Annotated in this window: 21 protein-coding genes; 3 read left to right on the forward strand and 18 right to left on the reverse strand. The window is 44.9% G+C overall.

The window, feature by feature from the left end:
• From ACQEXS_RS21380 to fkpA, 9 genes are all read right to left on the reverse strand, one after another.
• The coding region (locus ACQEXS_RS21380; protein WP_240494438.1) for a GTP-binding protein at positions 1 to 194 on the reverse strand (194 nt) is incomplete at its 3' end.
• A gap of 155 nt (positions 195 to 349) precedes the next feature.
• Positions 350 to 2449, reverse strand: a complete 2100-nt coding sequence (gene fusA / locus ACQEXS_RS21385) for an elongation factor G (RefSeq protein WP_427012168.1) — start codon at positions 2447 to 2449, stop codon at positions 350 to 352.
• A gap of 154 nt (positions 2450 to 2603) precedes the next feature.
• Entirely contained in the window at positions 2604 to 3074 is a 471-nt protein-coding gene (gene rpsG / locus ACQEXS_RS21390) for a 30S ribosomal protein S7 (RefSeq protein WP_005382796.1), read from the reverse strand.
• Between the two features lie 100 nt (positions 3075 to 3174).
• Complete coding sequence (gene rpsL, locus ACQEXS_RS21395; RefSeq protein WP_004399892.1) at positions 3175 to 3549, reverse strand: 30S ribosomal protein S12; 375 nt, start codon at positions 3547 to 3549, stop codon at positions 3175 to 3177.
• Positions 3550 to 3727: 178 nt separating this feature from the next.
• Positions 3728 to 4003, reverse strand: coding sequence for a sulfurtransferase complex subunit TusB (gene tusB, locus ACQEXS_RS21400; RefSeq protein ID WP_427012169.1), 276 nt, complete (start codon positions 4001 to 4003; stop codon positions 3728 to 3730).
• 7 nt (positions 4004 to 4010) lie between these two features.
• Positions 4011 to 4367 (reverse strand): sulfurtransferase complex subunit TusC, encoded by a 357-nt coding sequence (tusC, locus tag ACQEXS_RS21405; protein ID WP_427015124.1) that lies wholly within the window; start codon positions 4365 to 4367, stop codon positions 4011 to 4013.
• Positions 4364 to 4759 carry a sulfurtransferase complex subunit TusD gene (tusD, locus tag ACQEXS_RS21410; protein ID WP_427015125.1) on the reverse strand — a complete coding sequence of 132 codons (396 nt, stop codon included), beginning with the start codon at positions 4757 to 4759 and terminating at the stop codon, positions 4364 to 4366. Before tusD ends, tusC begins: the two co-directional genes overlap by 4 nt.
• A gap of 2 nt (positions 4760 to 4761) precedes the next feature.
• Positions 4762 to 5478, reverse strand: coding sequence for a helix-turn-helix transcriptional regulator (locus ACQEXS_RS21415; protein WP_367988014.1), 717 nt, complete (start codon positions 5476 to 5478; stop codon positions 4762 to 4764).
• Between the two features lie 166 nt (positions 5479 to 5644).
• Positions 5645 to 6442 (reverse strand): FKBP-type peptidyl-prolyl cis-trans isomerase, encoded by a 798-nt coding sequence (fkpA, locus tag ACQEXS_RS21420; RefSeq protein WP_427015126.1) that lies wholly within the window; start codon positions 6440 to 6442, stop codon positions 5645 to 5647.
• A gap of 137 nt (positions 6443 to 6579) precedes the next feature.
• Here fkpA and ACQEXS_RS21425 point away from each other — a divergent pair, with 137 nt between their 5' ends.
• Positions 6580 to 7566, forward strand: coding sequence for a WD40 repeat domain-containing protein (locus ACQEXS_RS21425; RefSeq protein ID WP_427015127.1), 987 nt, complete (start codon positions 6580 to 6582; stop codon positions 7564 to 7566).
• On the forward strand, positions 7563 to 7787 hold the full coding sequence (locus ACQEXS_RS21430) for a SlyX family protein (protein WP_367988011.1): 225 nt from the start codon (positions 7563 to 7565) through the stop codon (positions 7785 to 7787). Before ACQEXS_RS21425 ends, ACQEXS_RS21430 begins: the two co-directional genes overlap by 4 nt.
• A 9-nt stretch (positions 7788 to 7796) precedes the next feature.
• Here the strand turns inward: ACQEXS_RS21430 and ACQEXS_RS21435 are convergent, their stop codons facing one another.
• The 9 genes from ACQEXS_RS21435 to tsaE form a co-directional block, all read right to left on the reverse strand.
• Positions 7797 to 7982, reverse strand: coding sequence for a DUF2065 domain-containing protein (locus tag ACQEXS_RS21435; RefSeq protein WP_427012174.1), 186 nt, complete (start codon positions 7980 to 7982; stop codon positions 7797 to 7799).
• Between the two features lie 79 nt (positions 7983 to 8061).
• Positions 8062 to 9039: a protease modulator HflC gene (gene hflC, locus ACQEXS_RS21440; protein WP_427012175.1), complete on the reverse strand. Its 978-nt coding sequence runs from the start codon at positions 9037 to 9039 to the stop codon at positions 8062 to 8064.
• Between the two features lie 2 nt (positions 9040 to 9041).
• The gene (hflK, locus tag ACQEXS_RS21445) at positions 9042 to 10226 is read right to left on the reverse strand and encodes an FtsH protease activity modulator HflK (protein WP_367988007.1); all 1185 of its coding nucleotides are present in this window, start codon (positions 10224 to 10226) and stop codon (positions 9042 to 9044) included.
• Positions 10227 to 10271: 45 nt separating this feature from the next.
• Positions 10272 to 11561: a ribosome rescue GTPase HflX gene (hflX, locus tag ACQEXS_RS21450; protein ID WP_367988006.1), complete on the reverse strand. Its 1290-nt coding sequence runs from the start codon at positions 11559 to 11561 to the stop codon at positions 10272 to 10274.
• 42 nt (positions 11562 to 11603) lie between these two features.
• Entirely contained in the window at positions 11604 to 11870 is a 267-nt protein-coding gene (gene hfq, locus ACQEXS_RS21455; protein ID WP_367988005.1) for an RNA chaperone Hfq, read from the reverse strand.
• Between the two features lie 191 nt (positions 11871 to 12061).
• Positions 12062 to 13009: a tRNA (adenosine(37)-N6)-dimethylallyltransferase MiaA gene (gene miaA, locus ACQEXS_RS21460; protein ID WP_427012177.1), complete on the reverse strand. Its 948-nt coding sequence runs from the start codon at positions 13007 to 13009 to the stop codon at positions 12062 to 12064.
• A complete protein-coding gene (gene mutL / locus ACQEXS_RS21465) occupies positions 13006 to 14952 on the reverse strand; it encodes a DNA mismatch repair endonuclease MutL (RefSeq protein WP_427015128.1) in 1947 nt (648 codons plus the stop codon). The genes miaA and mutL overlap by 4 nt, the downstream gene beginning before the upstream one ends.
• Before the next feature lie 9 nt (positions 14953 to 14961).
• Positions 14962 to 16704 carry a LysM peptidoglycan-binding domain-containing protein gene (locus ACQEXS_RS21470; protein ID WP_427015129.1) on the reverse strand — a complete coding sequence of 581 codons (1743 nt, stop codon included), beginning with the start codon at positions 16702 to 16704 and terminating at the stop codon, positions 14962 to 14964.
• Positions 16698 to 17162 (reverse strand): tRNA (adenosine(37)-N6)-threonylcarbamoyltransferase complex ATPase subunit type 1 TsaE, encoded by a 465-nt coding sequence (tsaE, locus tag ACQEXS_RS21475; RefSeq protein ID WP_367988001.1) that lies wholly within the window; start codon positions 17160 to 17162, stop codon positions 16698 to 16700. Before tsaE ends, ACQEXS_RS21470 begins: the two co-directional genes overlap by 7 nt.
• 210 nt (positions 17163 to 17372) lie before the next feature.
• Here tsaE and queG point away from each other — a divergent pair, with 210 nt between their 5' ends.
• Positions 17373 to 18494, forward strand: coding sequence for a tRNA epoxyqueuosine(34) reductase QueG (gene queG / locus ACQEXS_RS21480; protein ID WP_427015130.1), 1122 nt, complete (start codon positions 17373 to 17375; stop codon positions 18492 to 18494).
• Positions 18495 to 19090 lie beyond the last annotated feature (596 nt).

Raw genomic sequence — 19090 nt, forward strand, 5'->3', positions numbered from 1 at the left:
GTTGCGATTGTGATACCGCGCTCACGCTCTTCTGGAGCGTTATCGATTGATGCGAAGTCTTTCGCTTCACCGCCGTACACTTTAGCAAGAGTAGTACAGATTGCAGCAGTTAGAGTTGTTTTACCGTGGTCAACGTGGCCGATAGTACCAACGTTAACGTGCGGTTTAGTACGTTCAAATTTTTCTTTAGACACGATCGTGTTCCTTCCTAGTTATGATTCGCCACGATCAACTATTGACCGAGACGCGCCAGAAATTGCTATTTTATGCGCCAACGTCCGTCAGCGCAATATTTCGACGTAGTGATCTGACAAAAAGTCGTATACTTTTTAAGGATCAATACAATCTATTAGTATCCACGCTCCGCAATGATTTTATCTGCGAAGTTTTTCGGTACTTCAGCGTACTCGTTAAACTCCATAGAGTAAGACGCACGGCCTTGAGTTGCAGAGCGTAGGTCAGTTGCGTAACCAAACATCTCAGATAGAGGTACTTGAGCGCGGACGATCTTAATACCCGCCACACCTTCATCCATACCTTCGATCATACCGCGGCGACGGTTAAGGTCACCAACAACATCACCCATCCAATCTTCTGGAGTAGTTACTTCAACATTCATCATAGGCTCTAAAAGCACAGGTTGTGCTTCAAGTGAGCCTTTTTTGAATGCCATCGAGCCAGCGATCTTAAACGCCATCTCGTTAGAGTCAACATCGTGGTAAGAACCATCAAACAGCGTTGCTTTAATATCTAGAACCGGGTAACCCGCTAGAACACCACTGTTCATTTGCTCTTCGATACCTTTCGATACCGAGCTGATGTATTCCTTAGGAACTACACCGCCCACAATTTCGTCAACAAAGACAAAACCTTCGCCAGGTTCAGATGGCTCCAGTTTGATCCATACGTGACCGTACTGACCACGACCACCAGATTGACGAACAAATTTACCTTCTACTTCCGCGCTGCCACGGATAGTTTCACGGTAAGCAACCTGTGGTTTACCTACGTTACAGTCGACGCTGAATTCGCGCTTCATACGGTCAACGATGATATCTAGGTGAAGCTCACCCATACCAGAGATCAGAGTCTGACCCGTTTCGTCGTCCGTTTCTACACGGAAAGATGGGTCTTCTGCTGCTAGTTTACCTAGTGCGATACCCATCTTTTCTTGATCGGCAACAGAGCGAGGCTCTACTGCGATCTGAATAACAGGATCAGGGAATTCCATGCGCTCCAGAATAACCTTATGGTTCTGGTCACAAAGCGTATCACCTGTTGTTACCTCTTTCAGACCGATCGCAGCAGCAATATCGCCTGCGCGGACTTCTTTGATCTCTTCACGCTTGTTTGAGTGCATCTGTACGATACGACCAAAACGTTCTTTCTTCTGCTTAACAGAGTTGTATACCGCATCACCTGAGTTCACGACACCAGAGTAAACACGCATGAATGTCAGCGTACCTACAAACGGGTCTGTCGCGATCTTAAATGCTAGTGCTGAGAATGGTTCGTTGTCGTCTGCATGACGCTCAACTTCATTATCATTGTCATCAACGCCTTTAATCGCAGGAACATCAATTGGTGAAGGCAAGTATTCAACTACCGCATCTAGTACCGCTTGAACACCTTTGTTTTTAAACGCACTACCACATGTAGCCAGTACGATTTCGTTATTTAGTGTACGTGCACGTAGAGCTTGCTTGATCTCAGCTTCAGTCAGTTCACCTTCTTCAAGATACTTATCCATTAGCTCTTCAGTCGCTTCTGCAGCAGACTCAACAAGGTTGTTGCGCCACTCTTCTGCAAGCTCGACCATATCAGCTGGGATCTCTTCATAAGTGAAGGTTGTACCTTGATCTTCTTCGTTCCAGTTGATCATCTTCATCTTGATCAGGTCGATAACCCCCTTGAAGTCATCTTCCGCACCAACGTTAAGTTGAATTGGAACAGGGTTCGCACCAAGACGGTTTTTGATTTGATCAACAACGCGTAGGAAGTCAGCACCGGCACGGTCCATCTTGTTGACGAATACCATACGTGGAACGTGGTATTTGTCTGCTTGACGCCATACGGTCTCAGATTGAGGTTCAACACCTGATGAACCACAGAACACAACAACGGCACCATCAAGTACGCGCAGTGAACGCTCTACTTCGATAGTGAAATCTACGTGTCCAGGAGTATCGATGATGTTGATGCGGTGGTCTTGGAATTGCGCTTCCATACCACGCCAGAAAGTTGTAGTCGCAGCGGAGGTAATAGTGATACCACGCTCCTGCTCTTGCTCCATCCAGTCCATAGTAGCAGCGCCATCGTGGACTTCACCGATTTTATGAGAAAGGCCAGTATAGAACAGAATACGTTCACTTGTGGTTGTTTTACCTGCGTCTACGTGAGCGACGATACCAATGTTACGGTAGCGCTCAATAGGTGTTTTACGAGCCACGATTGAATCCTCTTGAATTAGGGACTATTGCTATCTCTAGTTACTTTAGCCTGCTTTTACAGCTTTTTACTTGCCCTAGATATAGCAATAGTTCCTAGGCTTACGCATAGGAACTAGAGTAGAGCCGCGGGGATTCCCGCGGCACTGAAAGGTATTACCAACGGTAATGTGCGAACGCTTTGTTTGCGTCAGCCATGCGGTGAACGTCTTCACGTTTCTTAACCGCAGTACCTTTGTTCTCAGACGCGTCTAGCATTTCAGCAGCTAGGCGTTGAGCCATAGATTTTTCACCACGCTTACGCGCAGCTTCAACCAACCAACGCATAGCAAGAGCGTTACGGCGAACCGGACGTACTTCTACAGGTACTTGGTAAGTTGAACCACCAACACGGCGAGATTTAACTTCTACCGCTGGGCGAACATTTTCAAGAGCTTCTTCAAAAATAGCTAAGTGGTCTTTACCAGACTTTTCAGCCATAGCATCTAGTGCAGTGTAAACGATTTTCTCTGCAGTAGATTTTTTACCGTCAACCATTAGGATGTTAACGAATTTTGCCAGCAGTTCAGATTTGAACTTTGGATCTGGAAGGATCTTACGCTGACCAATGACGCGACGACGTGGCATGGATTTTCTCCGTTGTCTTCTTCAGGTTTTATCCAAAACTTTTCAGTTTTTTCAAAAAATTAAAAATAATTTAGTGTTTGGCCTTACTTAACGGAATCCATTAAGACTTAGGACGCTTCACACCGTACTTAGAACGACCTTGTTTACGGTCGTTAACGCCAGCACAGTCAAGTGCACCGCGAACAGTGTGGTAACGTACACCCGGAAGGTCTTTTACACGACCGCCACGGATTAGTACAACACTGTGCTCTTGAAGGTTGTGACCTTCACCGCCGATGTACGATGTAACTTCGAAGCCGTTTGTCAGACGTACACGACAAACTTTACGAAGTGCTGAGTTAGGTTTTTTAGGTGTAGTAGTGTAAACACGAGTACATACACCACGTTTTTGTGGGCACGCTTCTAGTGCAGGCACGTTGCTTTTAACAACTTGCTTTGCACGTGGCTTACGTACCAACTGGTTAATAGTTGCCATTAACTAGCTCCTGATTTACTTGAAAGTAAGCTTTGTGAAAAATCTATCCCTAACAGCGGTTGGCAGTTAGGGACGCAAAATTCTATGCAGCAGTGAGAGGTGTGTCAAGAAATATACGGATCTTTTTTGTTCAATTAGGGCAATTAGTCCGTAAAGCTCAATCGACAGGAAAGAAGGGTTAATCCCAAGTCAGAGATTTGGCTTGTTTTGCTGTTAGTTCAACAAAGCCAGCATAGCTAACCACCTCAATAGATGGGCTAATGCGATTGCTCATGCCACGAGCTTCAATATCGCTTTGCAGTGCAAACACTGATGGACCTTTTACCTTACTGAACGCCTTATGCTGAGGGTTCGCAGCATACACGGCATCTTCAATCAGCAAGACATCATCTTGCTCACTGTACAGTGCCATTGCATCGTCTAATGCAGTTACGGATTTGATGATATGTAACATGGCTTCCTCAGAATGACAGCAGTTTGTCCGCTTGTTGCAGTTTAACTTTTAGTTGCTCATTATTTAGAGCCTCTGCATCAATGACTAGATCAGCTTGAGCCAAGCCACGCTCGGCAAGCGAATCGGCACAAACAAACACTTGCTCAATATCGTACAAATCGAACAGCTTTAACATTGGTGCGTAGTCTTTGCTTAAGATGCCATTAGGCTCTTGCCCAAGCAGCAATTGGTAAACACCATCGCCAACAAATAGGACTGTGATGTCTTCACAATACGCAGATGCCGCTAGCAGCGCATCCACACCTTCACGTCCCGCATTGCTACCATGAGGCGCGCTACGAAATAGGTAAGTTAGCTGACTCAAAACTGCACTACTCTATCTTGGGTTAACATGGCTTCGGCTAAGCTGCCCAAACCGGCTTGTTTGAACCCTGTAGCTAGGTTGTTCTGCTCCAGACCATGCTGATTCGCTTCATCTTCGCTGACGATGCCGCGACGTAAAGCTGCTGCCACGCACGTTTCTAAACGAACATCGTGTTGTTGTGCGAGTGATTGCCATGCTTTGGTTAGGTCAAACTCGTCATTGGCAGGCACGCTCAGAGCCGTACCGTTAGTGACGCCATCTTGGTAAAAGAACACACTCACCAGAGTATGCCCTTGTTCAATTACCGCTTGTGCGAATTGATATGCGCTGCGTGCCGATTGGCTGCCGTAAACCGGACCGTTCACTACCAGCGTGTAAGTTAATCCACTCACGCTTATTCATCCTCAGTTTTACGCTGACGAATGTATAGGTAAACGGTGTGTTTAGAAATGTTCAGACGATCTGCTACGCGGTTGATAGCGTCTTTGATATCGAAGATACCTTTGTCGTACAGCTCCATGACGATCTGACGGTTTTTGGTGTTATTCGATACCGATTTATCGGCGTTGATCTCTTCAATCGTGCGCTCAACCGTTTGGTCTACGAGTTCTTCAACATCACTTGCGAAGTTAACGGACGACGCCGCTTCTTTCGCTTCTTGCGTTGGCATGAAAGACTGAAGAACTTGAGAGAAAGGCGCATCAAGGTTGACGTTGATACAAAGCAAACCAATCACGCGGTTTTCACCATTACGAATAGCAACGGTGATCGACTTCATCAATACGCCACCTTTGGCGCGGGTGAAGTACGAACGTGAGAAGTTACGCTCAGAACCTTCGATGTCTTTCAGCATTTTAAGTGCTAAGTCAGTGATAGGAGAACCTACCTGACGGCCGGTGTTCTCACCGTTAGCAATTTTGATTGCAGAGGTATTGAGATCTTCCAAGGAGTGAAGAACGATCTCACAGAAAGGGCCGATTAGACTGGCAATGCCATCTACGACGGCTTCGTAAGATCTTAAGATGATTTTATCGTGCTCGGAAAATGGCATCACGGTAACAGATTCCATTTCGAGCAACATATCCGCATTAATTGTTTCTGTAGTTGTCACTGGTTTTGCCTTAGAGCGAAAAATCAACAAATTGGTGTAAGTTTATCAGAAATTTTGAATTGCACACCTAGCTAACTGACAATCTAGTGATTGAGAACAAATAAATTCTGATGAAAAAAGAAAGGCCTGACAATGTCAGGCCTTTCATCAAACAAATAATCAGTGCTTATTGTGTTGCTTTATCGCCGTTATCGATTTTTAGTAGCTCAACTTCAAAAACTAGCGTCGAGTTTGCAGGAATCGTTGGCGTGTCTTGTGGGCCGTATGCAAGCTCTGGTGGAATAACAAACTTGAACTTAGAACCAACAGGCATCAGTTGAACACCTTCAGTCCAACCTGGGATCACGCGGTTTAGTGGGAATGTTGCTGGCTCACCACGATCGTATGAGCTGTCGAATTGCGTACCGTCGATCAATGTACCTTTGTAGTGCACCTGAACAGTATCTGTATCTTTAGGCTGCTCACCTTCTGCTTTGGTCATAACTTGGTAAAGTAAACCAGAATCCGTCTTCACTACGTCAGCTTCTTTTTCAAAGTTAGCACGGAACTCATCGCCAGCAGTTTTGTTCTTTTCTGCTTTTTCAGCCGCTTGTTTTTGCATTTTCTCTGCAACACGCTTATCTAAAGACTCAAGAGCTGCACGAGTTTCTTCTTCATTAAGCTCTGCTTTGCCAGCAAAAACGTGTTCAATACCTTTAAGTACCAACTCTTTATTTAAATCAATACCGATCTCACCCGGCTTATCTAAGCTTGTGCTTAGGTAGTTAGCGAAAGAAACACCAATTGCGTATGCCGCTTTATCATCTTCTGTTTTGAAATGAACAAGTTTGCCAGTTTCGGCCTGAACCTGTTGCTTAACCACTGGTGTTGGCTCAACTGCCGCTTTTGTTTCTTCTTCTTTTTGACAGCCTGCCGCTAACGCAACTGTAGCCGCCAGCAGCGACACTTTAAAAATTGATTTCATTGATTTCTCCAATTGATGGCTAACCATTTGTCTTTGTGCACAAAACGATAAGAAATTCTGGTGTGCACGATCGTGTTGTACCAATATAACGAATATATTTAGCAAATAAACCAAAACCAAGTGGATATTTAGACTTGATGCGGATAATCTCTCACACTCTATTCATCACCATTGTCATTTCTGCGTTAACTGGCTGTTTTTTCTCGGCCAAACCCGATCAACGCTGGGAGTTAGACGCTAACGGAAGCACCAGCTTTGCATTAAGCCGAGATGCCCGCTTTGCACTTATTTACTCCAAAGAACACCACCTAGTTTTATGGGACTTATACCAAGATAAAAAGCTTGCTCAGCTTGGCCAACAAGATCCGCAAGCCAATACCGTCTCACGCATTCGCATTTCAGATAATGGACGCTTTGCCGTCACTGCCAGCCAGATAAATTTTGCCGTTTGGGACCTAGGTTGGACACAATCAGAGGGCCTTTGGTCAATATCTGACGGTTTGATCCGCGATGTCGATATTGCCAGTAACGGCGAACAAGTTTTGCTTGGGTTGTCGAATGGCAAGGCCATCTACGTCAACTTAGTCACTGGACGTCGACTAGAGTTCCTTGCCCATCAAGAAAAAGTGAATTCTGTGGCTCTCTCCCCAAATGGACATTTTGCTTTAACAGGAGGGAATGATTACAAAGCCTATTTGTGGGACACCAGCAGCGGACAAATTTTGCGCACATTTGAACATGAACAACGTGTCATTCGCGTCGCCTTGCAACGTGATGGGAAACTCGCCTTTACGTCAGATGGCGGGAATCAAGCCATCATTTGGGATTTAACTACTGGTCAATCACAGGCGAAACTAAGCAGTTTCTCTCGTCAGCTGATTTTTTCTACAGCTCGGTTCTCCGATGATGGCCGCTGGCTAATGACCGGAACACCATCAAGCAGAATAACCATTTGGGATAGTATGACTGGGAAAAAAGTACAAGGGTTTGAAGCGGAATCGCTAAAAGATGCACGCCCACCACGAGCGGTGGTGTATGATGCTGCTTTTGACAATCAGCAACGAGTAGTTACAGGCACTTCGGCCGGTATTGCTCAAGCGTGGACAGTAGATATAGAACCATGAGCGATAATATTCAAAAGTTAGAAGAGCGTATCAACGATCTTGAATGCCAACTCGCCTTCCAAGAGCAGACCATTGATTCTCTCAATGAAGCGCTAAGCCAACAACAACTTTTGATTTCAAAAATGCAAGATCAGATGAAGTATGTTGTCGGCAAAGTGAAAAATATGGATACGTCGAACTTAGCTGACCCTTCTGAGGAAACACCACCTCCTCATTATTAAACAAGATAGCTAAGAAAAAACGTAGGCAATCACCACACCAGCAACCACTAAACAACCACCGATGCGACGTAATTGATTATCTGGTTGCTCACTTAGCTGAGCAACCATATTACGCCATCCATTTGGAGCAATCAGTGGCCCTAATCCTTCAACGATCAACACTAATCCGATAGCCAGCCAAATAGAATTTGACATATTAACCTCTACTCATTTGCCTTAGTCGCTAGAAATAATAAAGGCTCCTATAAAGGAGCCTTTTAGATTAGATTCTTTTTTATTTCGCAGCTGCGCCAGAAGCATTGTTCATGTACTGGAAGAAGTCACTCTTCGGATCCAGAACAAGAATATCACTCTTCTCGCTAAACGATTTTTCGTATGCTTTCAAAGAACGGACAAAGCCGAAGAATTCTGGGTCTTTGTTGTAAGCATCAGAATAAATCTTGGCCGCTTTTGCATCCGCTTCACCACGTGTTACACGTGCAGTTTTATCGGCTTCAGCAAGTACTGTTGCGACTTCTAGCTCTGCTTGAGCGCGAATAACTTCTGCACGCTCACGACCTTGAGAGCGGTGCTTACGAGCAACCGATTCACGCTCAGCACGCATACGCTTGTAGATTGAGTCACTGATGTTGTCAGGAAGGTTGATTTTCTTCATACGGAAATCAACGATCTCAACACCAAGGTCAGTCAGTGCGCTATCACGGGTACCTTCCAGTACGTTTTCCATGATCTTGTCACGCTCGCCATCAATCTCTAACGCTTCTTTTGCTGCTTCTGTAGTGACTTCTTCGCTATCAACGCTATCTGGTAATACGTCTTTATTACGTGGACCAGAAACAATCTGCTTGATTTCACGAGCACCGATTTCAGAACGAAGAACGTCTGTTACTTTACGCTCAAGTAGCGCTTCAGCAGTCAGAACGTTACCGCCGCCTGTTGTCAGGTAGAAACGACCGAAGTCTTCGATACGCCACTTAACGTAAGTATCGATAATTACGTCTTTTTTCTCTGACGTTACAAAGCGGTCAGAACGACCATCCATTGTCTGAATACGAGCATCTAATGTTTTTACGCGGTCAAACAGTGGCATCTTGAAGTGAAGGCCAGGTTCGTAAATCTTAGAAACGCCGTTGTCATCAAGAACACGACCGAATCGGATGACGAGACCTCGTTCACCTTCTTGGATAACGAATACTGACATCAGTAACAATACAATCGTTACAACTAATACAGGGATCATTAACTTACGCATTCTTAATATCTCCCTTGACGTGAACCAGTTGTACGAGATTGCGAGTCTGAAGTAGTGTCATTTGACTGAGTCTCAAGCTCAATTTGGTCATAGGCAGAAGTTGACTTCAGCTTACGCTTGGTTTGAGTTTGACCCTCACCAGCTAGCTTATCGATCGGCAAGTAAAGTAGGTTGCCGCTTGACTCTGAATCAATCAGAACTTTCGACGTACTGCTGTAAACTTCTTCCATAGTATCTAGGTACAGACGGTTACGTGTAACCTCTGGCGCTGCTTGATATTCTGGCAATAGCTTTTCAAACTGAGCCACTTGACCTAGTGCTTCGTTAACAACGCGCTCAGAGTAACCCAATGCTTCCTTCTTCAGACGCTCAGCACGACCTGTTGCCTTAGGAAGAATATCGTTACGGTAAGCTTCTGCTTCACGTTCAAAACGCTCCTCATCCTCACGAGCCGCAATAGCATCATCAAATGCATCTTTTACTTGCTCAGGTGGACGTGCAGACTGGAAGTTGACGTCAACGATGACAACACCCATATCGTAGCTATCAATAATTTCATTCAGCGTTTCTTGTGTGCTTTGACGGATTTGTTGACGACCACTGGTTAGGATACTGTCCATCAGAGAGTCACCCACAACAGCACGCAGAGCAGAATCAGTTGCTTGGCGTAAGCTGTCGTCTGCGTTCGTTACGCGGAATAGGTATTTGTATGGGTCAGCAACACGGTACTGGACATCCATCGCAACGGTTACTACGTTTTCATCTTTGGTCAACATAAGACCTGATGAACGCAGTGAACGGATTGCCTGAACGTTAACCGGTTCGTATTCATCAATGAAACGAGGACGCCAGTTTAGACCAGGATCGACGATGCGGTCATACTTACCTAATCGAAGTACCACACCACGCTCGGCTTCACCGATCGTGTAAAAGCCGGAAACAAACCAGCCAACGACCAAAGCCGCAACAATCAGACCGAGGCCAATTGCACTGCCGCCTCCAATAGACGGACCTTTGCCGCCTTTACCAAACTTTCCACCCAGTTTCTGACTCAGTTTATTAAATACTTCGTCCAAGTCTGGCGGACCTTGATCACGACCACCTTTACCACCGCGATTATTGTTACCCCAAGGGTCATTATCGCGGCCGTTGTTGCCGTTGTTATTACCAGGCTCATTCCACGCCATTAGAAAGCTCCATCATTAGATATGACGTTATACTGTAGCAGTCATTTAAGTAACTATAAAGTCACGTAAATCTGCCTCTTCTCTTTTTTCAAGTCTAGACCAATCCACTTGTTGCATTCGAACATTAATCAACAAGTTTCCATCCTGATCATATTCCTCATGTTGAATACAGTTCAACTGAAAAAATGTACTGCGGATCCTTCCTTGATGTTGAGGTGGTATACATAGCTGATATTGCACCATCTGACTGGCTAATCGCTCTGTTAGAGCTTCAAAAATCAGTTCAATACCTAACCCTTCCATCGCAGAGACCCATACAGTACGAGGAATACCCTCTTCGTCTCTTTCGATTCGCGGATTTTGTTGATCAAGATTGTCAATCTTATTCATGACGGTTAGAGATGGCACCTCATGGGCATCAATCTCTTCAAGAACATCATGAACAGCTTGAATGTTCTCACGAAAACGGTCGTCACTGGCATCAACAACATGTAACAAAATGTCAGCTTCTTGCGTTTCTTGTAATGTTGCTTTAAATGCGGCAACCAAATCGTGGGGCAAGTGACGAATAAAACCAACCGTATCTGCTAATATGGCAGGTCCAACGTCAGCAAGTTCAATTTTTCTGAGGGTTGGATCAAGAGTTGCAAACAACTGATCCGCCGCATAAACACCCGCTTCCGTAATTCGGTTAAACAGGGTCGACTTACCCGCGTTGGTATAACCAACCAACGACACGGTTGGGATTTCTGCTCGATTTCTTGCTCGGCGACCTTGTTCACGTTGCTTGGCAACTTTATCCAAGCGACGGAGAATCGCTTTGATACGATCACGCAATAAACGCCGGTCAGTTTCTAGCTGAGTCTCACCCGGACCACGTAAACCAATACCACCTTTTTGTCGCTCTAGGTGAGTCCAACCACGAATAAGGCGCGTTGAGATATGGCGAAGCTGTGCTAGCTCGACTTGCAACTTACCTTCATGGGTGCGGGCACGCTGAGCAAAAATATCAAGGATTAGACCGGTACGATCAATCACACGACATTTACAAAGGTGTTCGAGGTTACGTTCTTGGGCAGGAGAGAGGGCGTGGTTAAAAATCACCACATCAGCCCCAGCAAGCTGCACTGCGTGAGCAACTTCTTGAGCCTTACCCTCTCCGACATAGTATTTAGGGTGAGGAGACTGACGACTACCAGTAATTACCTGTAGCGCAGAAACCCCAGCGGAAGAAACTAACATTTCAAACTCGTTAAGATCTTCCCATTCCCCTTCTTGCGTGAAGTTGATATGAACAAGTACGGCTCGCTCACCGGCTTCATAACGGTCAAACAAGCAATCAACTCCTTAAAATAATACTAGTATTAGGGTTCAGAATTAGTCTTCTGATTTTTCTTGCGGGCGATCAGATGACTGAGCACGTTCACCACTGTGATGGCTAACTGGACGTGCTGGTACAACTGTTGAAATCGCATGCTTATAAACCATTTGGTTTACAGTATTTTTCAGAAGAATTACGAACTGGTCAAAAGATTCGATCTGACCTTGTAGCTTGATACCATTTACAAGGTAGATAGATACTGGAATACGTTCGCGACGTAATGCATTTAAGAATGGGTCTTGTAAAGATTGCCCCTTAGCCATTTTATTTTTCCTTATTTGTAATTTTGTTTTAATTATTTAGCTAGTGGTGCGCTGCAATATAAAAGGTGCGGCCCTTGCATCTGAGCTAAACGAATAAAAAAACACCCTGTCATTCCCTGTTATGACGTCTTTGACAACAAATTTCAAGTAACAGATCCTTTGTAGGGCACGTTCACGCAAAAGCGATCACATTATACACAACGAAAACCTTCAGATGCTATTGCATTTGAAACAGTTTCAAGCGCTTCATCAATGTTCTCACTATCTAACCAAGTTAAATTATCCCAGCTGCGTAACCAGGTAATTTGTCGCTTGGCCAATTGACGGGTTGCACAGACTCCACGAAACACCGCTTCATCCAACGTACAATTACCATCAAAATAGTCCCACATTTGTCGATAACCGACACAACGAATAGATGGAAGATCAGGGTGAAGATCTTTTCGAGCGTAAAGTGCTTTCATTTCCTCTTCAAAACCTGCTTCAATCATTTTTTCAAACCGCAGTTCAATTCGCCTGTGGAGCTCAGCCCTTTCCTTGGGAGCTATAGCAAACTGCTTAACGCGAAACGGCAGGCTTTCCCCTTTAATTTGCGTCAGTTCAGTCAGAGTTTTACCCGAAACACGGTAGACTTCCAACGCCCGAGATAATCTTTGTGGATCATTCGGATGTATTCTGGCAGCCGATACAGGATCAATCTCTTTGAGTTGATCGTGCAGCACCTCCCAGCCTTGAGTCAATGCCTCTTGCTCAATTTGTTTACGAATTTCAGGATTTGCAGCCGGAAGTGGTGATAAACCTTCCAGTAGTGCTTTGTAATAAAGCATGGTCCCACCCACGAGCAAAGGAATTTTACCTTGTGCTGTGATGTCATGCATTTCTTTTAACGCATCACGGCGAAAGTCTGCTGCTGAATAGGCTTCACTCGGATCCAAAATATCAATTAGACGATGAGGAGCTAAAGCCTGCTCTGCTTCATCTGGCTTTGCTGTGCCGATATCCATGCCTTTATAAATTAAAGCGGAGTCCACCGATATGATCTCGATGGGAAACTTCTGGCGCAAACGTATCGCCAATTCTGTTTTTCCTGAAGCCGTCGGCCCCATTAAAAACAACGCTAAAGGTAGTTCTTTACTCATAACTCTAATGCTGCAATGGTGGCAGTAAAATCGACATGACGAACCAAGGTCTCATCATGCAATGGAAGCTGCCCCTGCCACAGTTGCTCAACTTCTGAAATAATTTGAATGGCTTCCGACAAAGTGTAGCTGCTTTTTACTTGTGTGATCTGCAACGTCAACCAATCAGCCAACTGAGCATTGTTTAATTCACCACTTTGCGAAGCTGCGTAAGATAGCAGATCCGGGATCAATTGTTGTAGGTTTTGTTGTCTTAGTGGCTGGGGAACACCCATAACCATGATCGCCTTAGGATTTCTGGCTTTTAACTCAATTCCAAATGTTACAAGTTGTTCCCTTAATGAGTTAGCACAATCAAGCAATTGCTGATCTAACTTCAAAGAAAGAGGCACGAGTAAAGGTTGGGCTTTCAGTACTCCCAGTTGGTTATTAAGCTGCCCTCGTACTCGATACCACTCCGCACGTTTAATCGATACCAGTAGGCTGGTTTGTTTGTCAGCCATTAACAGATACTGTTCCCCTACCAGATTGATAGCTTTGCCTAACGATTCAATCGTTGACGTCGCTTCGATTGCCTGCCTGCTGTTTGCTTCCACTTTTTTGGGATCTGGCTGTGATTCAATAAAATCGGGGGTTTGAAGCAACTCTTTATAAGCCCGCACTTCTTGCTTTGAAGGCGCTGGCTCACTATAACGCTCCGGTGTGGAATTGCGAGATGCAGGTTTTGCTGATTCTATCCATTCACTGCGTCGCGGAGCATCACGAACCTCTCTCTCTGTACTTTCCTCTTTTCTTGGATAAGTTGGAGTCTGCTCAATCGCTTGATAAACACGCTCTGGAACCTGAACAGCACACGCTTCTTGGTGCTCAGAAATTTCCGTTTGCGCCTTTATCTCAGTAGCATCATGAAAAGCAGAATGGCTCACCTCTTGGCGTTCAATATGTGCGCCTTGCGCCAACGCATCACTGAGTGCTTGATAAATAAAGTCATGTACTAGCCGAGCTTGATGGAAGCGCACTTCATGCTTCGCAGGATGCACATTCACATCAACCTGATGCGGGTCAATTTCAATAAACAACACATAAGCGGCAAATTGATCGGGGCGTAGGCTGGCCTCGTAGCTTTGACGTATTGCATGATTGATGAGCTTATCACGCATCATGCGTCCGTTAACGTAGCAATACTGCAGATCGCTCTGTTGCCTAGCGCCGTCAGGTGTCGTTACCCACCCATGTAGCTTCAACCCTTGATGCTCAAGTTCTATCGCTAACATATGACGTACAAAAGCACTGCCACATACGGCTGCAATCCGTTTCTCAGCTTGAGACTGAGTTTTTGATGCTCGGTACTGACGCACCAATTTGCCGTTATGACGTAAGTTGATCGTCACATCAAAGCGACTCAAAGCGATACGTTTGATCAGCTCATCAATGTGACTAAACTCTGTTTTTTCCGTACGAAGAAACTTTCGCCTCGCGGGCGTATTAAAGAACAGATCCAACACTTCAACCGAAGTACCAATTGGATGAGCAGCAGGCTGGATATTCACCTGCATATCGCGCCCTTCGGAATAAGCAGACCATGCTTGATCTTGTGTTGCAGGGCGAGAGGTAAGGGTAAGACGAGAGACAGAGCTAATACTTGCCAAGGCCTCACCACGAAAACCGAGGCTAAGAATGGCTTCTAAATCGTCAAGCGTATGTATTTTCGAAGTCGCGTGGCGGCTCAGTGCTAAAGAAAGTTCTTCTTTGACGATCCCTTTGCCATTATCTCGAACCCGAATAAGCTTGGCTCCTCCTTTTTCGATATCAATATCGATTCGAGTCGCACCGGAGTCCAAGCTATTCTCAACAAGTTCTTTGACTACAGAAGCTGGTCTTTCGACCACTTCCCCGGCCGCAATTTGGTTTGCCAGCCTGGCCGGGAGAATTTTTATCGTCATAGTAAACGCTTAGCGATTAGGAATGATCAACACCTGACCAACGGCCAGCTCATCAGAGCGTAAGTTATTCGCTTTACGAATATTATTAACACTTACGCCATACTTACTAGCAATCTTACCTAAAAATTCACCGCGCTTCACTTTATGCTTGCGTAATACAGGCTCTTTAACTTGAACCTTTGTGGTTATCTTGAGTTTTTGGCCTAGTCGAAGCGTATCAGAGCGCAAATTATTTTCACGCTTAATCGCACTGATCGATACACCGTACTTACTCGCAATTTTGCCCAAGAATTCGCCTTTCTTAACGACATGGGTAATGGTTTTTGACTTCGTTACCACTTTTGTTGCTGGTGCTGTCGACGTGTGAGAAGAAGAAACAGCAACTTGAGCACCCGGAATCACCAACACCTGACCAATCGCTAAACTTGAACTCTTCAAGTTATTCGCACGCATGATCGCTTTCGTTGATGTTTTGTATTTTTTAGCAATCAATGACAGTGACTGACCACGAGTTACTTTGTGCTTTATTTCTTTACCACGATTTGCAAACCGAGTGCCCTCGGGTGGGTTTTGCTTGAAATAATTCACTAGAGCAACGCGTAACGCTCTCGCTAGTTTATCTTGGTGACTACGTTGGAATAATAAACGTTCTTCACTTGGGTTAGAAATAAAGCCCGTTTCGACCAACACAGAAGGAATGTCCGGCGACTTAAGTACCGCCAAACTTGCATTTACTGGTTCTCTCTTATGTAGGTGTGCCACTTTACCCATTTCACGAAGGATCTTAGTTGCGACTTTATAACCTTCTTTTTGGGAGTGGCTAAACTGCAAATCAAGAAGAGTTTGACTCACGTTGCGGTCATTCGTGTTTTTCGCCAACACTTGACCTGCCCCGCCAAGCAACTGAGATTGCTTTTCATGATCTTCAACCCAACGGGCAATTTCAGTATTTGCACGGCGGGTATTAAGAACGAAAACTGACGCACCACGTGGTTTTGGTGAGTGGAACGCATCGGCATGAATCGAAACTAGCAAGTGAGCTTTGTTTCTACGTGCGATATCAGAACGCTTATTAAGGTTGACGAAGTAGTCACCACGTCGAGTAAGCACCGCCTTCATACCCGGCACTGCGTTAATTTCTGCAGCCAGCTTTTTCGAGATCGTTAAGGTTGCGTGTTTCTCATATTTACGTGTAGGGCCGATTGAACCTGGATCTTCACCACCGTGGCCTGCATCAATGGCGACCACAATATCGGCACTCCCATGCAGCTGAGAAGCATCTCGACTCACTTGTGTATTGTTAGAAGGCTTAGCAGGAGTCACTGGCGCAGCCACGTTACCATGTGGTAAATCAACCACCAAGCGATGCCCGTATTGACCACCCGGCGTTGGAGCCAGCTTGAACAACTGCGGCGTCACTTTTTTCTTCAACTCAAACACTAAGCGATAGGTATTTTTATCAGGTGGAGAACTCTTACGTACCTTACTCAAGACACGGCTATCCTTCACTACGATAGGCAGCTTAGTACTGAGTGTGGTTTGTTTCAGATCGACCACGAGGCGACTTGGGCTGGTTAGCGTAAAATAGCTATATTCAGCCTCAGATTTCAAATCGATAACAATTCGCGTTTCATCAGGAGAAGGCCAAACACGCACCCCTTCTAGTGCGTTAGCCCAGATGACGTTTGGGAAAAAAGCAAGAGCACAAATAAGTGAAAGGAAAACCGCTCTTATAGACTGACTAATCAACATAACTCCAACTGGGCAAGCAATTTACAACCATAGTCATTATTGGCAGAAAGCACGGCTATACGTTGTTCACCGTTGTAACGCAACTCAATATCTAAATCAGCTTCTGGTAGCATCCCTTGACCTTTTTCTGGCCACTCAACTAAACAAATCGCATCGGTAGTAAAGTAATCACGGATCCCCATAAATTCCAGTTCTTCCGCGTCCGCCAAGCGGTATAGATCAAAGTGATATACCTGCCATTTATCCAATTGGTAAGGTTCTACCAATGTGTAGGTCGGGCTTTTTACATTACCAGCATGCCCCAAAGCTCGTACGAAACCTCGGCTAAATGTTGTTTTGCCTGCCCCGAGATCACCATGCAGGTAGATCGTCGTTTGCTGAGAGCATTGCATCGCTAAAGCTGTTCCCAGCTGAATCGTTGCTTGTTCGTCTTTAAGGGCAAATTGTTTCGTACTCATGAATTGCATTCTCTAAACTTTCAAAAATTGACTATATAAAAATCAAAAGAACAGGAATAGTAAACTGGGTTGGAATTGAGAGACAAGATCTCTTCTGTAAGTAAAAGGAAAATAATCATGAATAATGCTGTTTTTTTCCTCACAACAACGCTAGATCCCGCAATTAAGATCCGGTAAGATCCCGCCCCCCTTCAAATGAGCAGCCGTATCATGGATTACCAACAACTGGCAAATAAGATAAAAATTTGGGCTCAAGAGCTTGGATTTCAAAAAGTCGGTATCTGTGACGTCGACTTGCATCAACATGAAGCGGCATTACAAAAATGGTTAGATGCAGGGTACCACGGCGAAATGGACTGGATGGCTAAGCACGGCATGATGCGTGCACGCCCTCAGGAGCTTCATCCCGGAACAATACGTGTCATCAGTGCACGCATGAATTATTTGCCACCAGAAGCTAAATTTGCCGCAAATCTCTCCGATCCGACCCAAGCCTACATCAGCCGCTATGCATTAGGGCGTGATTACCATAAATTGGTTCGCAACCAATTAAAAAAGCTGGGGCAACGTATAGAACAAGAAGTCGGTGAGTTTGGCTATCGCCCATTTGTTGATTCTGCTCCTATTCTAGAGCGTCCCCTTGCTCAAAAAGCCGGTCTTGGGTGGACAGGCAAACATTCGCTGATCCTCGATAAAGAATGTGGGTCTTGGTTTTTTCTTGGTGAGCTATTGATTGACCTTCCATTGCCCATTGATACTCCTAGCATCGATGAATGTGGAAGATGCACAGCATGCATAACATCTTGTCCTACTGAAGCTATTATCGAAGATGGCATCATTGATGCGAGAAAGTGCATCTCGTATTTAACTATCGAGTACGATGGCGTCATTCCCGAAGCTTTCCGAAAAGCAATGGGGAATCGCATCTACGGCTGCGATGACTGTCAATTAGTTTGTCCGTGGAATCGCTTCGCGGCACTGACTGAGCGTGAAGACTTTCATCGTCGCCCTAGCATTGAACAACCTAACTTGGTTACCCTCTTTTTGTGGGATGAAAAGACATTCCTAAAAAATATGGAAGGCTCTGCTATTCGACGTATTGGATACTTACAGTGGTTACGCAACCTGTCGATTGCAATGGGAAATGCACCTTATAAAACAGAGATTGTAGACGCCTTACAATCTCGAACTGGATTAAGCGAAACTCTCGACGTACATATTCAATGGGCGTTGCAGCAGCAAGTCTCTCAAATCCCATCACAAGCAACACCAGAACAGAAACAAAAAAGGTTAATTCGAATCATCCAGAAAGGGCTACCAAGGGACGCATAATGCGTGCCGTTTTCAGGCAACTCTTAGTTGATATTGGTCTAAAAACTAAAATGTGGAAAAAAGACAGATGTAGTGCTTGTTTTCTTACAGCTACAGAAGTTAATCACAGTGGAGATAAATGACCGGGATCAAAAAACAAGCACTTAATGATCTCTTTCGATGCTTTGCGATCTAACGCAAAACATCGCATTTCCCTTTAAATACATAGCATTAGCGGTATTTTTTATTTTTGAAAGAAAGTTAAATCACATAAATGATCTTTCAAAATTCCCACTTATACAATACAAAAAATCAGGTTACCCACCAAGTTATCCACAGAAGCTGCAATGTGGATAAGTCTGTTAATGAATGGTGATATCATCGACCAGATGGTGCATACGACGAAAGCATTCACGTAAAAGCGATAGCATACGTGGATTTAACGTACAAAAACCGCTAATAAAAGCAGTGGTATTTTTTATGAGGGATTATGCTTCACAGCATGAGAAAAGAGCACGATTCAATTCATGAATCAGAGGAATTGGTTGCGGGGGCCGGATTTGAACCGACGACCTTCGGGTTATGAGCCCGACGAGCTACCAAGCTGCTCCACCCCG

It is taken from the genome of Vibrio sp. TRT 17S01, assembly GCF_050113695.1.
Classification (GTDB): domain Bacteria; phylum Pseudomonadota; class Gammaproteobacteria; order Enterobacterales; family Vibrionaceae; genus Vibrio.

What these genes read in the sequence shown, in the direction of transcription:
- rpsG (WP_005382796.1), bottom strand. Translation starts at nt 3,074, where the DNA reads ATGCCACGTCGTCGCGTCATTGGTCAGCGTAAGATCCTTCCAGATCCA.
- rpsL (WP_004399892.1), bottom strand. Translation starts at nt 3,549, where the DNA reads ATGGCAACTATTAACCAGTTGGTACGTAAGCCACGTGCAAAGCAAGTT.
- tusB (WP_427012169.1), bottom strand. Translation starts at nt 4,003, where the DNA reads ATGTTACATATCATCAAATCCGTAACTGCATTAGACGATGCAATGGCA.
- fkpA (WP_427015126.1), bottom strand. Translation starts at nt 6,442, where the DNA reads ATGAAATCAATTTTTAAAGTGTCGCTGCTGGCGGCTACAGTTGCGTTA.
- ACQEXS_RS21425 (WP_427015127.1), top strand. Translation starts at nt 6,580, where the DNA reads ATGCGGATAATCTCTCACACTCTATTCATCACCATTGTCATTTCTGCG.
- ACQEXS_RS21430 (WP_367988011.1), top strand. Translation starts at nt 7,563, where the DNA reads ATGAGCGATAATATTCAAAAGTTAGAAGAGCGTATCAACGATCTTGAA.
- ACQEXS_RS21435 (WP_427012174.1), bottom strand. Translation starts at nt 7,982, where the DNA reads ATGTCAAATTCTATTTGGCTGGCTATCGGATTAGTGTTGATCGTTGAA.
- hflC (WP_427012175.1), bottom strand. Translation starts at nt 9,039, where the DNA reads ATGCGTAAGTTAATGATCCCTGTATTAGTTGTAACGATTGTATTGTTA.
- hflK (WP_367988007.1), bottom strand. Translation starts at nt 10,226, where the DNA reads ATGGCGTGGAATGAGCCTGGTAATAACAACGGCAACAACGGCCGCGAT.
- hfq (WP_367988005.1), bottom strand. Translation starts at nt 11,870, where the DNA reads ATGGCTAAGGGGCAATCTTTACAAGACCCATTCTTAAATGCATTACGT.
- miaA (WP_427012177.1), bottom strand. Translation starts at nt 13,009, where the DNA reads ATGAGTAAAGAACTACCTTTAGCGTTGTTTTTAATGGGGCCGACGGCT.
- mutL (WP_427015128.1), bottom strand. Translation starts at nt 14,952, where the DNA reads ATGACGATAAAAATTCTCCCGGCCAGGCTGGCAAACCAAATTGCGGCC.
- ACQEXS_RS21470 (WP_427015129.1), bottom strand. Translation starts at nt 16,704, where the DNA reads ATGTTGATTAGTCAGTCTATAAGAGCGGTTTTCCTTTCACTTATTTGT.
- tsaE (WP_367988001.1), bottom strand. Translation starts at nt 17,162, where the DNA reads ATGAGTACGAAACAATTTGCCCTTAAAGACGAACAAGCAACGATTCAG.
- queG (WP_427015130.1), top strand. Translation starts at nt 17,373, where the DNA reads ATGGATTACCAACAACTGGCAAATAAGATAAAAATTTGGGCTCAAGAG.